Source organism: Selenomonas sp. KH1T6 (assembly GCF_900108415.1).
Classification (GTDB): Bacteria; Bacillota; Negativicutes; order Selenomonadales; family Selenomonadaceae; genus Selenomonas_B; species Selenomonas_B ruminantium_A.
The window spans coordinates 63745-78714 of record NZ_FNWN01000011.1 but is presented as its reverse complement, the minus strand read 5'-3'; the positions used below and the strand labels follow the sequence as shown (position 1 = coordinate 78714).

Sequence of the window (14970 nt, the reverse complement as noted above, 5' to 3'; positions counted from 1 at the left end):
TTTTACGTGATAGGTGGAGGAAGGAGTGTGCAGGGCAAAGATGGAGACAACAAAGGCAAAGCTAAGAGATGCTTATCGAAGACTGAAGAGAGATTGCGGCATCATGCGCCGGAGCACAGCAAGGAAGGAGGCTGGTGGGGGAGAACGGCAGCAGGGCTTCAGTATGCTGGCAGTGCTGATTGCCGTCCTTATTGTAGGTACCATGGCCACGGTGGCAGTTCCCCGCTTCAATGCGGCTCTGGCCACTGCCAACACGACCAAGATCAAGGCCGACCTGTCTGCCATAGATACTGCCATTGCCCTTTACAGCATTGACAAGGGCAAAGAGCCTGACACCATGGACAATCTCAAAGATTATCTTGAGGATTATCAAAATATAAAGCCTCCCACGGGAAAATGCAATGTCAAAGGAGCAGTGACGGATGTTCCCGGAACGGCGTACAGCATTTCCAAGGAGAAAAGTGAGAGGATGCAGGCGCATCTGGGGGAGAATACGGTTTATGATTTCGGCAACGGGAAGTGAAGCTGATGAAAGGCCTGAGGATAGGTTTTTATCAGCCCCTTGATGTGCGGTTGTTGAGGAGGCACTGCCCGGCAATTCTCCTTTTATCTTGTCTGTGTCTGCCCTGGCTGCTGTTTTTGCCAGAGGGGAAGATGAGAGCAGCAGGGAGTCTTTTTGCTGTGCTTTTGGTTCTGCTGGCTGTACTGGACAGCTGCTATGGCTTTTTGTATGACCGGCTTTTGCTGCCCTTGGGGGCAGCGGGTTTTGGATTGGAAGTTTTCGGGGTGCTGCCCCATGGCGTGACTGAGGCCTTGGCGGCAGCAGCGGCGGCAGGCGGGCTTTTCTGGGGGCTGCGCTGGCTGAGCCGGGGCGGCCTTGGCCTTGGGGATGTGAAGTTTGCAGCGGTGCTGGGGCTCTGGCTGGGCCTTCGGGGCGTGGCGGTGGCAATGGCCCTGGCTGTGCTGATGGGAGGGTGCCTGGCGGTTTTCCTGCTTCTGCGGGGCTGGAAAAGCGGGGAGGCTTTGCCCTTTGGTCCCTTTCTTTCCCTGGGGGCTTATGCTGCCTACCTTTTTGGTGATATTATCTGGCAGTGCTATTGGGAAATGATATTATGATGAACAGAGCAGGGGAAAGAGGCATGGCAGCGCTGGAACTGCTGCTCCTGCTGGCAGTATTGGGGCTGGCAGCACGCTGGGCTATGCCCAATGCCTTGCGCATCTATAAGTACAGTGCGGTCAGGTACGAGGCGGAGCTGCTGCTCAGTGAGCTTCGCTATGAGCAGATGCTGGCCCGTACAGCTGCGCAGAATCTGGCTGCGGACGGCAGCACGGCCATTGCCTCCACCCGCCCGTATATCCTCTTGACGGGGACGGGGTATCGTGTCTATCGGAGCAGGTATGAGGTCAAGCGCCACAGCTGCCTTGCCACTGTGCGGCTGAAGTTCAACGACAGCTGGGATGGCAGGGACCAGATGATTTTCTTCAATGCCAACGGCAATGTCTATCCAAATGTCACCATCAAGGTCTTTTCTTCCGGAGGCGAGGGGATTGGCTGCAAGCTGGTGCTGGATAACGCTGGCAGGTTCAGGCTGGAGAGGATTGATGCGGGTGGATAGGGAACGAGGGTTCTTCTTTCTGGAGGTGCTTGTTGCCGGGCTGGCCCTTTTGGTCATGGCTTCCTGTTTTGCCATCTATGCCAGGAGCATGGAGCTGCGGGTGGCAGATGGCTGCCGGGTGAGGGCTGTTTTCCTGGCCCGCACCCAGTTTGCTGCCGCGCAGGCAGAGGCGGCTGCCAGAGGACTGGCCCCCGGCAGCTATCCCTGGCAGGGACGGGCAGAGGATTTGCAGGAGGGCGGTATCGACTACGCTGTGGAGACAAATATAGGCAGTGAAGGCGGCATTGAGGGGAATCCCGCGGCGTACAGGGTTTCCGTGCAGGTCAAGTGGCAGGGCAGGGCTGCCAGAGGGCAGCTGGATTTGGAACGGGAAGTGGTGAGGCATGGGGCCGGAGAATAGGACAGGGGAGGCGGGGATAGCAGCTTTGGAGCTTTTGCTGGCCCTGCCGGTTTTGGCGCTTATTCTGGCGGGAGCTGCCCTGGGGGTGACTACGGCTGCGAAAAATTATCTGTTGCTGAGAGCACAGGAGGAAGTGCAGCAGGAAGTGCAGCTGGCCTTTGTGAGAGTGGTGGATGACTGCTTGATGGCAACTTCCATCAGCAAGGGCAGTTATCCTGAGTCCATCAAAATATATTCCGGAAAAGATGTGGTCAGGCAGTATTTCGTGAACCGTGACAGCAAGGGCGTGCGCAAACTGGTGGAAAACAGGGCTGCGCTGCCCATGACAGGAAATCATGCCTGGGCCATGGTCAACATCAGCGCCTTCGGTTTCGAGGAGGTGGACAGCATCGGCAGGCCTGGGCTGTACAGGATCTGGCTGGAAGGGCAGAGCACGATGGCAGGCACTTCGCCGTACAGGCTCACCACAGAAGTTTATATCCCTCCTGAAAAAGGGGAGAAAGAGCATGGCAAATGAGGGAGAAAGAGGGGCGGCTGCACTGTTGGCTATTTGCGCCATGACGGCGGTGCTCTGGCTGGCTATGGGGCTGCATGCGGCAGTGGAGTACGGCACCAGGGGCAGTGAGGAGTTCATACAGGAATCAAGGCTGCGTCTGGCAGCAGAGGGCCGGGTGGAAATGCTGGCCAGGGAGATAGAGCGCTGCCCTGCTGCCGTGGACGGCCTGCCCAAGGGGAAGTGGCAGCCTTATGGAGGAGAGTACAGTGACCAGGGCATTCAGGTGACAGTGAGCCTCAGGCATATTGCCTGCACACAAGGAGAAGAAGGGGAAGATATTTTCCTCAAGGCCTGGGCAGAGCCCGGGGAAAAGGAGAAGTGGAGCAAGGGGAAACTTGTGTGCGGCTGGCTGCACAGAAAGGAGGAGAGCTGTGTTTGGCGGGGCTGGAGATCAGTGGAAGAATGAGTGGCAGGAGAAGGCCGGGCGAGCCTTGTCAGGGCTGAAAGACATGGTTTATGCCCGGGGCGGCACATATTTGGGTGTTTATGGCGGAGAGGAGGAGATCTCTTTCCTGGAATTGCGGCAGGAAGATGGTGCCTGGCGCATAGGAAGGCAGGCTGAGGAAAAATGGCAGAGGCCGGAGGATTTTTCAGAGATGGCAGAGCTGCTGGCGGAGCGCACAGCCCAGCGGCTCACCAGGGAGGGCTGGCAGGATCTGCCCCTGGCCCTCTGCCTGCCTGAAAAGTGTTTCCTCTGTCATTTGTTTCCTATTTCGGCGGCCATTCCCCTTCCTGAGCAGCGCACTGCTGCCTATTGGGAAATGGACAGGTTTTTGCAGGATTGCGGCCTGTCGCCGGAAATGGTGAAGTGCATATCGCTGCCTTTGCCTGACAGGACAGATATGGTAGAGGCGCTGGCCCTTGAGAGGGAAAAAATCAGCATGCTGGAGGATGCCTTTGGGAGAAGGGGCTGTTACCTGGCCGGTCTTTACCCGGAGACGCCTGTTTTGCTTGAGTGCCAGTCTGGAAGCTGTGGCTGGCAGATAGGGGAGGCAGAGATAAGTCCGGCGGCTGAGGCCGGGGGCGCAGAGGAGCATGAACGCCGACCTCTTTTTGCCGCGGCTGCCCTGGCAGGACTGGGACGTCAGGGCTGGCCGGAGAATCTTTTGGAAGATAAGGGGGAGGTCAATGGCTGGAACTATGAGGGCATAGGCAGGGCAGCGGCAATTTTGACGGGAGTTTTGCTGATCCTCTGTCTGAGCCTTGACCTGGGAGAGTTTTTTCTGACTTCCCGGGCAGCAGAGGAGGCAGGGAGGCAGCTGGCAGAGCTTGAGCCTGCCCGGCAGGCGATGGAAGCTGACAGGAAGATGATTGCGGCGGCAGAGGTGAAGGAAGCGTGCCTGGGGCGGCTTACGGAAAAGTCCCGCCCTTTGGACAGCCTGCTTATCCACCTAGGTACAGTCACCGTGGAAGGTGCCTGGCTGACAGAGGTGGATTGCACGGAGGAAAAGATTTTGCACCTCAGGGGGGAGGCTGTGGATTACAGCGCTTTGGGGGAGTTCCTGGAGGCTTTTGAACGGGATAGGGATTTTTTCTCTGCTGTGCCTGTGCTGGAAGAATCCCGGCAGAAGGAAGGCCTGGTGGAATTCCGGCTGAAGATGGAGATGGGAATATGAGGGCGGAGGAAAGACTGAAACTGATTGTGGCGGCAGGGGCGCTGCTCCTGTGTATTTTTTATTTTCTCGTGCATGCTCCCTTGCAGGAAAAATGTCGGGAAAATGAGGAGGCGGCGCTGCAGCTCCGGGAGGAAAAAGTGGCTGTGCAGAATTTCCAGAACGCCCATCTGGACCAGGCTGCCTATAAAGAGGAACTGGCAGAACGACTGGCGCGGGCAGATAAGGCCCTGCCCGCCCACCTGAGCCAGGGTGAGTTCCTGAACAGGCTCCAGGCTGATGCCTTTGGCGCAGGGCTGAAGCTGGAGGAAGCCCTGCCACGGGAGCGGCAGGCCGTGGAGGAGCACTGCGTGGCTTTGCCTGTGCAGCTCAAGGTGGCAGGTGATTACTTTGAGCTGCTGGACTTTTTGCAGAGGCTCAGGAAGGAAGATCGGTTTTATCAGCTGAAGCAGATCAAGGTTGATGCCAAAGAAGGGGCGGGCAGACTGGAGGCCGAAATGCTGCTGGTGATGTTTGCAGAAGAAATTTAAGGCTGTTTTAAGTTTACAAATTTGCAACTATAACTTTGTAAAATGCTTGATTTATATAAGCCTATATCGTACACTATAGACAACTGATTATTCGTAGTATAACGAGGTGTAGGTATGAGCGAACTGCGTTTCATGACGGCAGGGGAGTCACATGGCCCCTGCCTGACGGCTATTTTGGAAGGACTGCCTGCGGGGCTGAAGCTTTCGGAGGAGAATATCAACCGTGATCTGGCGCGGCGCCAGCAGGGCTATGGCCGGGGCGGCCGCATGAAGATCGAGACGGACAGGGTGGAGGTCACCAGCGGCGTTCGTTTTGGGGAGACTTTGGGCGGTCCCATCACCCTGCGGGTGGTGAATGCCGACCACGGCAACTGGGGAGGGCGCATGGCGCCTTTTGGGGAACCTGAAGGAGAAAAGGTGACGGCAGCCCGCCCGGGTCATGCAGATCTCACCGGGGCGGCCAAGTATGCCCGTGAGGACGTGCGGGATATATTGGAGCGCTCCAGCGCCCGGGAGACCACCATGCGGGTGGCGGTGGGAGCTGTGTGTAAGGAGCTGTTGCGCGCTTTGGGCATGGAAATTGTGTCCCAGGTGACAAACATTGGCGGCGAGGCCGTGGATGAGGCCAAAGTCGACCGCAAGGCCCTGGGCAAGGACAATGGCTCTGAGCTCAACTGCTATGACAGTGAGGCCGAGGAGCGCATGAAGGCGAAGATCGACGAGGCCAAAAAGGAAGGGGACACTCTGGGTGGAACCTTTGAAATCATCGTGCGGGGGGTGCCTGTGGGGCTGGGCAGCCATATCCAGTGGGACAGGCGCCTGGATGCCCGTCTGGCGGCTGCCCTCATGTCCATACAGGCCATCAAGGGCGTGGAAATCGGGGCAGGCTTCAAGTGTGCTTATCTGCCCGGCAGTTTGATACATGATGAAGTCTTTTTGGACAGCGAGGGGCTGCCCTGCCGCAAGACCAACCGGGCCGGCGGCCTGGAAGGGGGCATGAGCAACGGGGAGGAAATCGTCCTCCGGGCTGCCATGAAGCCCATTCCCACCCTGATGCAGCCTTTGCAGTCCGTGGATATCGAGAGCCATCAGGCCGTCATGGCCTGCAAGGAGCGCAGCGACACCTGCGCCGTGTCCGCAGCTTCCGTGGTGGGAGAGGCCATGACCGCCTTTGTGCTGGCCCAGGCTGTCTGCGAGAAATTTGGTTCCGATGCCCTGGTAGATGTGCAGGCGGCCCTCTCCGCCTACAAGGAGCGCCTGAGGAAAGAGTGGGTGGCAGGATGAAGAACATTGTACTGGTAGGCTTCATGGGCACGGGCAAGACCAGCACCGGCAAGGTGCTGGCCCAGCGGCTGGGCAAGGCCTTCATCGACATGGACAGCCGCATTGAGGAGGAGCAGGGCACGACTATCCCTGAGATATTCGAGACCAAAGGCGAGGCGCATTTCCGCCAGCTGGAAAAAGAACTTGTGAAAAAGATTTCCCAGCGGGCCAATGCGGTGGTTTCCACCGGGGGCGGCACCATCAAGGACCCGGAAAATGTGAAGCTGCTGAAGCAAAGCGGCTTGATTGTCTGCCTAACTGCCTCCCCTGAGGTTATTTTGGAGCGCACCGAGCGCAAGGGAGAGCGCCCCGTGCTGGACGGCGCAGATGAGGGGGACAGGCTGGCGGCTGTCAAGAAACTGCTGGCAGAACGTGAGCAGTTCTATCGTCAGGCGGATTACTTCATAGATACGGGGGAGCTCTCCCCTTTGCAGGCAGCAGAACGCATTGTCCACACGCTGAAGACCAGGGGGGAACTGCATGGGTGAGATACAGAGGAAGGTCCGGGTGGAACTGGGCCCAGACAGCTACGATATAGTCATAGGCAGGAACCTCCGGCAGGAAGTGCAGGAATTTGTCAGGGGAGCGGGCTTTTCAAGCAAGGCGCTGCTGCTTACCGACAGCAATGTGGGCCCTGTCTATGGGGAGAAAGCAGTCAGCTGGCTGGCTGAGGCGGGCCTTGAGGCCACCCTGGTCACCGTGCCTGCAGGAGAAAGTTCCAAGTCCCTGTCGGTGGCGGAAACAGTTTATACGGAGTGCATCAAGGCGGGACTGGACCGCAAATCTCCCGTCTTTGCCCTGGGGGGCGGCGTGGTCGGTGACCTAGCTGGCTTTATTGCTGCCACCTATATGCGGGGGGTGCCATTCGTGCAGCTGCCCACCAGCCTCCTGGCACAGGTTGACTCCAGCGTGGGAGGCAAGGTGGCGGTAAATCATGCACTGGGCAAGAACCTTATCGGCGCCTTTTACCAGCCTAAGGCCGTCTTTATGGATCTGGAGATGATGGAAACCTTGCCTCCCAGGGAGATTTCCACGGGTTTGGGCGAGGTGGTCAAATACGGCCTTATCTACGATGCAGATTTCTTCTCTTATCTGGAAAGCCATATTGAGGAAATCCTGGCTTTGGAGCATGAATGCCTGTCCCATATCATTGCCCGGTCCTGTGAAATCAAGGCGGCAGTGGTCAGCGAGGACGAGAAGGAAGCCGGCCTGCGCCGTATTTTGAACTTCGGCCACACCATTGGCCATGCCATCGAGAAGGAAACAGGCTATGCCCGCTACAATCACGGCGAGGCCGTGGCTGTGGGCATGGTGGGAGCCTTGAAACTTTCCATTGATTCAGGCCTGCTGGCAGAGGAAGTGCTGCCCAGGACTGAAAGGCTGCTAAGGGCGCTTAAGCTCCCCGTCAGGGCTGAGGGCTGTACCGTAGATGACATGTACGAGGACATCTTCCACGACAAGAAGACCGTGGGGGGCAGGGTGGCCTGGGTGCTCATTTCTGCAATCGGCCAGACCGTTTGCAGGAGCGATGTGCCGGAAAGTGCCGTCAGGGAGGCCATGGCATACTGTCTGGCTGATTAGGGCGTGTTGATTAAATGAACTTGGCCCAGATTTATGGGGATTGGCTGTCCATTGCTAGGCGACAAACCACAGGCATAGCGGGGCTATGTCGAGGATTTGTCAACGACGCAGGGACAGTCAAGACCCGTGAAGATGGGCTGAGTGAATTAATCAACACGCCCTAGGATTGCTTACAAATTTTTTTCTGCTTCCAGATTTTTTTCCTTGAAAGGCCATTTCTTTTTTGCTATACTCATAGGGTATGTGGACGGTCCTCTGAGTGAGCCGAGAGTGGAGCTTGCCATGAACGTCTAGTGTTAGGAGGAAAAATAAATGAACATCATCGAAACTCTTGAGAAAGAACAGCTCCGTTCCGACATCCCTGCTTTCGGTCCTGGCGACACTCTGCGCGTGCATGCAAAGATCGTCGAGGGTAACCGCGAGCGTATCCAGGTGTTCGAGGGCGTAGTTATCGGCCGTCAGGGCACCGGCGTGCGTGAGACCTTCACTGTTCGTCGTATTTCCTACGGTATCGGTGTGGAGCGTATGTTCCCCGTTCATTCCCCGCGCATTGCTAAGATCGAGGTTGTTCGCCACGGTATCGTCCGTCGTGCGAAGCTCTATTATCTGCGCAACCTTACGGGTAAGGCTGCCCGTATCAAAGAGAAGCGCTAATCTGGCGCCGGATAGGGACTGCTCCTGTGGCAGTCCCTATTTGTGTTATTGGTGCTTTTTAAGGAGGAAAATAAATGAGTTCTTTAGGGGAAGAAGTCAAGGATTGGCTGATATCCATTGTCGTGGCAGTAGTGCTGGCCTTCCTGATCCGCCAGTTCGTGGTGGAGCTTTACATTGTGGACGGCCCCTCCATGCGGCCTACCCTGCAGTCTCAGCAGCGGCTGGTGGTGAACAAGTTCATCTACCGCTTCCGTGCGCCGGAGAAGGGTGAGATCTTGGTGTTCCAGTACCCCCGTGACCCCAGCCGTGACTTCATCAAGCGCGTCATTGGCGTACCTGGTGACACAGTGGAAATCAAGGACGGCAGGGTGCTGGTGAACGACCAGGTGCTCAGCGAGGATTATATCCTGGAGAAGACCCGCGGGGACTACCCCAAGTCCACTGTGCCTGAGGGCACAGTGTTCGTCATGGGTGACAACCGCAACAACTCCGAGGACAGCCGCTTTGCAGATGTGGGCTTCGTGCCCGGCGCCCTCATCAAGGGCAAGGCTGTGCTGGTGTTCTGGCCCGTAGCTGAGCTGAAGTCCCTGCCTTGACAAAGGGGAGGAATCTGCCATGAAATTCATTTCCTGGAACGTGAACGGCCTGCGGGCCTGCCTGAAGAAGGGCTTTATGGAATCCTTCCGGCAGCTGGACGCAGATATCTTTGCCCTGCAGGAAACCAAGATGCAGCCTGACCAGGCTATCCTGGAGCTGCCGGGCTACCGCCAGTATTGGAACAGCGCCGAGAAAAAGGGCTACTCCGGTACGGCGGTGTTTACCCGCCTTGAACCCCTTTCCGTTGCCTATGGCATAGGCATTGAGGAGCACGACCATGAGGGCAGGGTCATCACCCTTGAATTTGCGGATTACTACTTCGTGACAGTCTATACGCCCAATTCCAAGCGGGAGCTTGAGCGTCTGGACTACCGCATGGAGTGGGAAGACGCCTTCCGGGCCTATCTGCTGGCACTGGATGAGAAGAAGCCCGTCATCGTCTGCGGCGACCTGAATGTGGCCCACAAGGAAATCGACCTGAAGAATCCCAAGACCAACCACCGCAATGCAGGCTTCACCGATGAGGAGAGGGAGAAGTTCACAGCGCTCCTGGAGGCAGGCTTTACGGATACCTTCCGGGCCCTCTATCCCGAGAGGGAAGGCATTTACACCTGGTGGTCCTATCTGCGCAAGGCCCGTGAGACCAACGCCGGATGGCGCATAGATTACTTCGTCGCTTCGGAGCGTCTGAAGGATTCCATCAAGGACGCCACCATTCACAATGAGATTTTCGGCAGCGACCACTGCCCCGTGGGGCTGGAGCTGGACATTTAATTTGGAGGTTAGATTTTGTCAGCATTGCAAGAAGAACTTGACCGCGAGATAGGCAAGCGCCGTACCTTTGCCATCATCTCCCACCCTGATGCCGGTAAGACCACCCTGACGGAGAAGCTGCTGCTCTACGGCGGCGCCATACATCTGGCAGGCTCCATCAAGAGCCGCAAGACCCAGCGCCATGCGGTGTCCGACTGGATGGAGATTGAGAAGCAGCGCGGTATTTCCGTTACCAGCTCTGTGCTGCAGTTCGACTATCAGGGCTGCCGCATCAATATCCTGGACACCCCGGGCCATCAAGACTTCAGTGAGGATACCTACCGTACTTTGATGGCAGTGGACAGCGCCGTCATGGTGCTGGATATTGCCAAGGGCGTCGAGGCCCAGACCAAGAAGCTCTTCAAGGTCTGCAAGCAGCGCGGCATTCCCATCTTCACCTTCGTGAACAAGCTGGACCGCTTCGGCAAGGCGCCCCTGGACATCATGGACGAACTGGAGAATGTGCTGGGCATCCGTTCCTATCCCATGGATTGGCCCATCGGCGTGGACGGCCAGTATATGGGTGTCTATGACAGGCAGAAGAAGCAGATTGAGCTTTTCGCCGAGGACAGCTCCCACGGTCAGGAGGAGCGCTTCTCTGAGACCTTCGCTCCTGATGACCCCAAGGTGCGTGAGCGCATTGGTGAGGAAGCCTGGCAGGCCCTGCAGGACGACCTTGAACTCCTGAATGAGGCAGGGGAGGACTTTGACCTGGAGCGCATTGCGGCAGGGGAGCTGACCCCCATGTTCTTCGGCTCCGCCATGACCAACTTCGGCGTGCAGAACTTCCTGGAGGAGTATATCCGCCTGGCACCCACGCCTGCACCACGCAATTCTTCTGACGGCGAGATTTGCCCGGATGATGAGAAGTTCTCCGCCTTTGTCTTCAAGATCCAGGCCAATATGAACCCGGCTCACCGTGACCGCCTGGCTTTCATCCGCATCTGCTCCGGCAAGTTCGAGCGCAATATGAATGTCTGGCATGAGCGCAGCGGCAAGATGCTGAAGCTGGCCCAGCCCCAGCAGTTCTTGGCCCAGGACCGCCAGATCATCGACACGGCTTATCCCGGCGACATTGTGGGACTCTTTGACCCCGGCGTCTTCGGTATTGGCGACACCATCTGCGATGAGGGACACAAGTTCAAGTTTGCGGACTTCCCCGTGTTCCCACCCGAGAAGTTTGCCCGTGTGTCTGCCAAGGACACCATGAAGCGCAAGCAGTTCGTGAAGGGCATCGAGCAGCTGACTCAGGAAGGCGCCATCCAGCTCTTCCAGCAGGCCGGCGCAGGCACCGAGTCCTATATCGTAGGCACCGTGGGAACCCTGCAGTTTGAGGTGCTGGAGTACCGCCTGAAGAACGAGTACAACGTGGATATCGTCATGAATATGCAGCCCTACGAAGTGGCCCGTTGGCTCACCTTCGAGGACGAGAGGGAAGTCACTCCCGAAAGCCTCAAAGGCGCCGACCGGGGCATGTTCGTCTACGACAGGCATAACAATCCCGTGCTGCTGGTGAACAACGAGTGGGCTCTTGGCTGGATCAGGGACAACAACCCCCAGCTGGAACTGCACCCCGCACCTGTGGGCAGGAAGCAGATTCTCTGAGCAGGAACAAATATTGGACAAACAAGTCTGAAAATGATAGAATGATAGCAGGAGAGCGTTAGATACGCTTTGAAGCCCCCGGGTTTGTGTATTGCCCGGGGGCTTTTTTAGTAAACGCGATAAAAGATGTTGACCTCCACCGCTTGCGGGGGAGGGGGACCACCGAAGGTGGTGGAAGGGGGAATGCGGGGACGAACTATGCTCTTCGAAGTCGCTTCACCTCTTCGCCCCTTCCACCAGCTACGCCGGTCCCCCTTCCCCGTTTCACGGGGCAGGTAAGACCTAAAATATTATTGCGCTTACTATAGTCATTTGTCTATCGACAAATACCCATATTTGAGTTATAATCATCCTAACGGTTTACTGCCGTGGCGTTATTTCTTTAGAGGAAAATTAAATGCTGGATGCGTTGGGTAAGGAGTGTTTGGCGTGAAGCTGGATAGCCTGAAGATCGTTCTGGCCTGTTTGGCGGTATTTCTCTTCAGCTGATTCGTGGATGGATCTTTTGAAGGCAAAGAAGCAGGGCTGCGTTGGTGCGGCTTTGCTTCTTTTCTTTTTTAGAAAGCATTTGCTGATAGATGGGGGAGCCGGCAGGAATCTGCTGTGTTCGGGGAGAATATAAAAAAGGATGTACAGCAGAGAGGGGAGTTGTATATATGGCAGCAGAAGAAACCTTGATCATAAAACCAAAAGTCAAAATAAAAGTTTTCGGCGTAGGCGGCGGTGGCAACAGCGTCCTCATGCGCATGGGACAGCACAACGACCTGGATATTGAGCTGATAGCTGTGAACACGGATGCCAAGCAGCTTTCCCTGGTCTCACAGGAGGGAGTGAAGCCTTTGCAGATAGGCGAGGCTCTCACCCGGGGGCGGGGAACCGGCGGCAGTGTGGAGTTGGGAGAGCAGGCGGCGAAGGAAGCGGAAAACCGTCTGCGGGAGGCCATGAGCGGAGCTGACCTCATCTTCATCACCGCAGGCATGGGCGGCGGTACCGGCACTGGGGCTGCTCCTGTAGTGGCGCGGCTGGCCAACGAATTGGGGATCCTTTCCGTAGGTGTGGTGACGGTGCCTTTCAGCTTTGAGGGCAGCCGCAAGAAAAAGCTGGCCATGGAAGGCGTAGTCAAGATGCAGTCCCAGATGGATGCCCTGATTGCCGTGGAAAATGACAATCTCATGAAGCTGCCGGAAAACCGGCGCATGTCCATGGTGCAGGCCTTTGTCTGCGCGGACAACATCCTGAAGCAGGCTATCAACTGCGTGGCAGAGCTGATTCTCACCACCGGTGTCATCAACGTGGATTTTGCGGATGTCACCACCATTTTCCGTCAGAATCCCAGCAGTGATGCCCTCCTGGGGATTGGCAGCAGTCCCCGCAGTGCGGTGGAGGCAGTGAAGCAGGCCGTGGAAAGCCCTCTTATCAACAAGAGCCTCAAGGGGGCCCGGGGGGTTATCATCAATCTTACGGGCGACGAAAGTCTCAGCCTTTACGATGTGGACGATGCTACCCGTTACATTTACGAGCATACGGATCCTGATGTCAATATCATTCTGGGAACGGTTATAGATGAGGCAATGGATGGCACTGTCCAAGCTACTATCATCGCTACAGATTTTGCAGACAGCATGCCTTTGAAGGCTCCTACAGTGAAGGTGCCGGAAAGCAAGGTCCAGGCACCGCCCAAGGAGGCAGCCTTCTCTTTGGAGACGCCTTCCTTTATGGTCAAGCCTCCAGCAGCACCGGAGTTCAAGAGCCAGGGGGCTTTTGCCATCCCGGCATTCAAGCTGGCTCCTGATGATTTGGAAAAAAAGTGATGAAGTTGATGCTTGTCTGTTGCATCTTTGGCGGCGGCCGCCCGGCTGCCGTCTTTTCTAGTTGAGGGTTTCAGGAGGCCTTTATGAGCGAAGAAGTACATGAATTTTCACGTTTGGAACTGTTGGTGGGAAGGGATGGCTTGCGGAAACTCAGCGAAGCCAGGGTCCTGCTCTTTGGCCTGGGAGGCGTAGGTTCTTATGTGGCAGAGGGATTGGCACGTGCAGGTATTGGCAGCTTCCTTCTGGTGGACAATGATACAGTGAGTATTTCCAACCGCAACCGCCAGCTGCCTGCTCTGGCCTCTACGGTGGGACGTCTGAAGACTGAAGTGGTGGCAGAGCGCCTGAGGGATATCAATCCTGCAGCCAGGGTGGAAACCAGGGAAATGTTCTACCTGCCGGAGAAGGCTGAGGAGTTTTTTGCAGAGGCGGGAGAGATTTCCTATGTGGTGGATGCCATCGATACCATCACAGCGAAGATTGACCTGGCCTGCCAGTGTGAGCGACGTGGCATTCCCTTGATAGCCAGCATGGGCACGGGAAATAAACTGGACCCTACCCGCTTCGAAGTGGCAGACATTTACGACACCAGTGTGGATCCTTTGGCCCGGGTCCTGAGGAAAAAGCTGAAGGAAAAGGGTGTCAAAGGGCTGAAAGTGGTATACTCCCGGGAGCAGCCCCTCCCTGTGAGTGCGCCCGGGGAAAATCCGGATGGCACTCCCCGCCGTGCTGTTCCCGGCAGCATTTCTTTTGTGCCTTCTGTGGCAGGACTGATCATAGCAGGTGAAGTGGTGCGGGATCTGTTGGGAATGGAGAGGACTTCCCGATGAAATATGTGGACTTCATGGGCAGGCTGCAGGGGGCAGAGCTGCCTCATATTTTTCTGCTGGCAGGTGAAGAAAGGTACTATGTGGACAGAGCCTGCCGGGCCATTTTGCGGCGGCTGGGGGTGGACAAGGAGGATTCTGCCGAAGCGGTGCAGAAATTATCCGGAGATACAGGCCTTGATGTGCTTATGGGCAATATTGAGACAGCGCCTTTTTTTGCGGATAAGAACGTCATCTGGGTGCAGGATACAGCCCTTTTCAGGGCCGTCAAGGCAGAGGGTAGCAAGGAAAGAGAAAAGCAGCTGGAAAAGCTGATGGCTCTCTTTGCGGATATGCCTCCCTATAGCTATGTGATTTTTACTTCCCGGGAAAAGGCAGACAAGCGGAAGAAAATCTGCAAGCTGGCAGAAAAATATGGGCTGGTGCTGGAGGCAGAGCCTGTGCGGGCCTGGAATATTGACGAATGGCTGCGGGGCAAGCTCCATGAGATAAAGAAGGAGCTTGCTCCGGAGGCTGCCGCTTACTTCCACGGGGCAGTGAGCCTCATGCAGCCTATCTCCCTGGAATTCCTGGATCAGGAGTTTGACAAACTTTCCATGTATACTCAGGAGCGGCGCATTGCCCTGGCTGATTTGAAGCAGGTCTTTGCCTCCCTGCCGGAGATTTCCAATTTCGCCCTGCTGGATGCAGTGAGCAGCCGTCAGGCAGGCAAGGCGTTGTCACTCTTGAAGCGGCAGCTGCTGGAGGGCACATATTTCACGGTCATATTGGCTCTGCTCACCCGCCATGTGAGGCAGCTGTGGCAGGCCAGGGAGCTGATGGCACAGGGAATAAGGGGCAAGGCTCTGGCTGGTCCTCTGGAGCTGAACCCCTATATTGCTGAAAAGCTGGGGCAGGCGGCAGAGAAGTTCCCGGAAAAGGTATTGAAGGCTGCCATGCTGGAGCTTATTGATGCGGATTACAAGCTCAAGACGGGGCAGGCCGGAGAGGAAGTTTTGGAACACGCCATTATTCTCCTCTGCCAAAGGCAGAGGTCTTGAAAGC

At 56.5% G+C, this 14970-nt stretch carries 18 protein-coding genes; all 18 read left to right on the top strand.

Annotated elements, in window-relative coordinates:
• The first annotated feature begins 40 nt into the window (after positions 1 to 40).
• The gene (locus BLW59_RS08610; protein WP_139283607.1) at positions 41 to 523 is read left to right on the top strand and encodes a type II secretion system protein; all 483 of its coding nucleotides are present in this window, start codon (positions 41 to 43) and stop codon (positions 521 to 523) included.
• Positions 524 to 681: 158 nt separating this feature from the next.
• Complete coding sequence (locus tag BLW59_RS08605; RefSeq protein ID WP_175463396.1) at positions 682 to 1116, top strand: prepilin peptidase; 435 nt, start codon at positions 682 to 684, stop codon at positions 1114 to 1116.
• On the top strand, positions 1113 to 1616 hold the full coding sequence (locus BLW59_RS08600) for a hypothetical protein (protein ID WP_074697465.1): 504 nt from the start codon (positions 1113 to 1115) through the stop codon (positions 1614 to 1616). Before BLW59_RS08605 ends, BLW59_RS08600 begins: the two co-directional genes overlap by 4 nt.
• Positions 1609 to 2016 carry a hypothetical protein gene (locus tag BLW59_RS08595; protein ID WP_175463395.1) on the top strand — a complete coding sequence of 136 codons (408 nt, stop codon included), beginning with the start codon at positions 1609 to 1611 and terminating at the stop codon, positions 2014 to 2016. The genes BLW59_RS08600 and BLW59_RS08595 overlap by 8 nt, the downstream gene beginning before the upstream one ends.
• Positions 2000 to 2533: a hypothetical protein gene (locus BLW59_RS08590; protein ID WP_037377060.1), complete on the top strand. Its 534-nt coding sequence runs from the start codon at positions 2000 to 2002 to the stop codon at positions 2531 to 2533. Before BLW59_RS08595 ends, BLW59_RS08590 begins: the two co-directional genes overlap by 17 nt.
• On the top strand, positions 2523 to 2978 hold the full coding sequence (locus tag BLW59_RS08585) for a hypothetical protein (RefSeq protein WP_074697463.1): 456 nt from the start codon (positions 2523 to 2525) through the stop codon (positions 2976 to 2978). Before BLW59_RS08590 ends, BLW59_RS08585 begins: the two co-directional genes overlap by 11 nt.
• Positions 2944 to 4188 (top strand): PilN domain-containing protein, encoded by a 1245-nt coding sequence (locus tag BLW59_RS08580; RefSeq protein ID WP_074697462.1) that lies wholly within the window; start codon positions 2944 to 2946, stop codon positions 4186 to 4188. Before BLW59_RS08585 ends, BLW59_RS08580 begins: the two co-directional genes overlap by 35 nt.
• The gene (gene pilO, locus BLW59_RS08575) at positions 4185 to 4715 is read left to right on the top strand and encodes a type 4a pilus biogenesis protein PilO (protein ID WP_074697461.1); all 531 of its coding nucleotides are present in this window, start codon (positions 4185 to 4187) and stop codon (positions 4713 to 4715) included. Before BLW59_RS08580 ends, pilO begins: the two co-directional genes overlap by 4 nt.
• Before the next feature lie 114 nt (positions 4716 to 4829).
• Entirely contained in the window at positions 4830 to 5999 is a 1170-nt protein-coding gene (gene aroC, locus BLW59_RS08570; RefSeq protein WP_074697460.1) for a chorismate synthase, read from the top strand.
• Complete coding sequence (locus BLW59_RS08565) at positions 5996 to 6526, top strand: shikimate kinase (RefSeq protein WP_074697459.1); 531 nt, start codon at positions 5996 to 5998, stop codon at positions 6524 to 6526. Before aroC ends, BLW59_RS08565 begins: the two co-directional genes overlap by 4 nt.
• Positions 6519 to 7619 carry a 3-dehydroquinate synthase gene (aroB, locus tag BLW59_RS08560; protein ID WP_074697458.1) on the top strand — a complete coding sequence of 367 codons (1101 nt, stop codon included), beginning with the start codon at positions 6519 to 6521 and terminating at the stop codon, positions 7617 to 7619. Before BLW59_RS08565 ends, aroB begins: the two co-directional genes overlap by 8 nt.
• 312 nt (positions 7620 to 7931) lie before the next feature.
• Entirely contained in the window at positions 7932 to 8273 is a 342-nt protein-coding gene (rplS, locus tag BLW59_RS08555) for a 50S ribosomal protein L19 (RefSeq protein WP_029544913.1), read from the top strand.
• Positions 8274 to 8347: 74 nt separating this feature from the next.
• Positions 8348 to 8869 (top strand): signal peptidase I, encoded by a 522-nt coding sequence (lepB, locus tag BLW59_RS08550; RefSeq protein WP_029544911.1) that lies wholly within the window; start codon positions 8348 to 8350, stop codon positions 8867 to 8869.
• Between the two features lie 19 nt (positions 8870 to 8888).
• A complete protein-coding gene (locus tag BLW59_RS08545; RefSeq protein ID WP_074697457.1) occupies positions 8889 to 9644 on the top strand; it encodes an exodeoxyribonuclease III in 756 nt (251 codons plus the stop codon).
• Between the two features lie 15 nt (positions 9645 to 9659).
• Entirely contained in the window at positions 9660 to 11288 is a 1629-nt protein-coding gene (locus BLW59_RS08540) for a peptide chain release factor 3 (protein WP_029544908.1), read from the top strand.
• 656 nt (positions 11289 to 11944) lie between these two features.
• The gene (gene ftsZ, locus BLW59_RS08535) at positions 11945 to 13099 is read left to right on the top strand and encodes a cell division protein FtsZ (protein WP_074697456.1); all 1155 of its coding nucleotides are present in this window, start codon (positions 11945 to 11947) and stop codon (positions 13097 to 13099) included.
• An 83-nt stretch (positions 13100 to 13182) separates the two neighbouring features.
• On the top strand, positions 13183 to 13929 hold the full coding sequence (locus tag BLW59_RS08530) for a tRNA threonylcarbamoyladenosine dehydratase (protein ID WP_029544905.1): 747 nt from the start codon (positions 13183 to 13185) through the stop codon (positions 13927 to 13929).
• Positions 13926 to 14966 carry a DNA polymerase III subunit delta gene (holA, locus tag BLW59_RS08525; RefSeq protein ID WP_029544904.1) on the top strand — a complete coding sequence of 347 codons (1041 nt, stop codon included), beginning with the start codon at positions 13926 to 13928 and terminating at the stop codon, positions 14964 to 14966. Before BLW59_RS08530 ends, holA begins: the two co-directional genes overlap by 4 nt.
• The last annotated feature ends 4 nt before the right edge of the window (positions 14967 to 14970 follow it).

Excerpts from the sequence above, each read along its gene's own strand:
- holA (WP_029544904.1), top strand. The coding sequence starts at position 13,926 with ATGAAATATGTGGACTTCATGGGCAGGCTGCAGGGGGCAGAGCTGCCT.
- pilO (WP_074697461.1), top strand. The coding sequence starts at position 4,185 with ATGAGGGCGGAGGAAAGACTGAAACTGATTGTGGCGGCAGGGGCGCTG.
- BLW59_RS08600 (WP_074697465.1), top strand. The coding sequence starts at position 1,113 with ATGATGAACAGAGCAGGGGAAAGAGGCATGGCAGCGCTGGAACTGCTG.
- aroC (WP_074697460.1), top strand. The coding sequence starts at position 4,830 with ATGAGCGAACTGCGTTTCATGACGGCAGGGGAGTCACATGGCCCCTGC.
- BLW59_RS08545 (WP_074697457.1), top strand. The coding sequence starts at position 8,889 with ATGAAATTCATTTCCTGGAACGTGAACGGCCTGCGGGCCTGCCTGAAG.
- BLW59_RS08530 (WP_029544905.1), top strand. The coding sequence starts at position 13,183 with ATGAGCGAAGAAGTACATGAATTTTCACGTTTGGAACTGTTGGTGGGA.
- ftsZ (WP_074697456.1), top strand. The coding sequence starts at position 11,945 with ATGGCAGCAGAAGAAACCTTGATCATAAAACCAAAAGTCAAAATAAAA.
- rplS (WP_029544913.1), top strand. The coding sequence starts at position 7,932 with ATGAACATCATCGAAACTCTTGAGAAAGAACAGCTCCGTTCCGACATC.
- aroB (WP_074697458.1), top strand. The coding sequence starts at position 6,519 with ATGGGTGAGATACAGAGGAAGGTCCGGGTGGAACTGGGCCCAGACAGC.
- lepB (WP_029544911.1), top strand. The coding sequence starts at position 8,348 with ATGAGTTCTTTAGGGGAAGAAGTCAAGGATTGGCTGATATCCATTGTC.
- BLW59_RS08585 (WP_074697463.1), top strand. The coding sequence starts at position 2,523 with ATGGCAAATGAGGGAGAAAGAGGGGCGGCTGCACTGTTGGCTATTTGC.
- BLW59_RS08610 (WP_139283607.1), top strand. The coding sequence starts at position 41 with ATGGAGACAACAAAGGCAAAGCTAAGAGATGCTTATCGAAGACTGAAG.
- BLW59_RS08590 (WP_037377060.1), top strand. The coding sequence starts at position 2,000 with ATGGGGCCGGAGAATAGGACAGGGGAGGCGGGGATAGCAGCTTTGGAG.
- BLW59_RS08565 (WP_074697459.1), top strand. The coding sequence starts at position 5,996 with ATGAAGAACATTGTACTGGTAGGCTTCATGGGCACGGGCAAGACCAGC.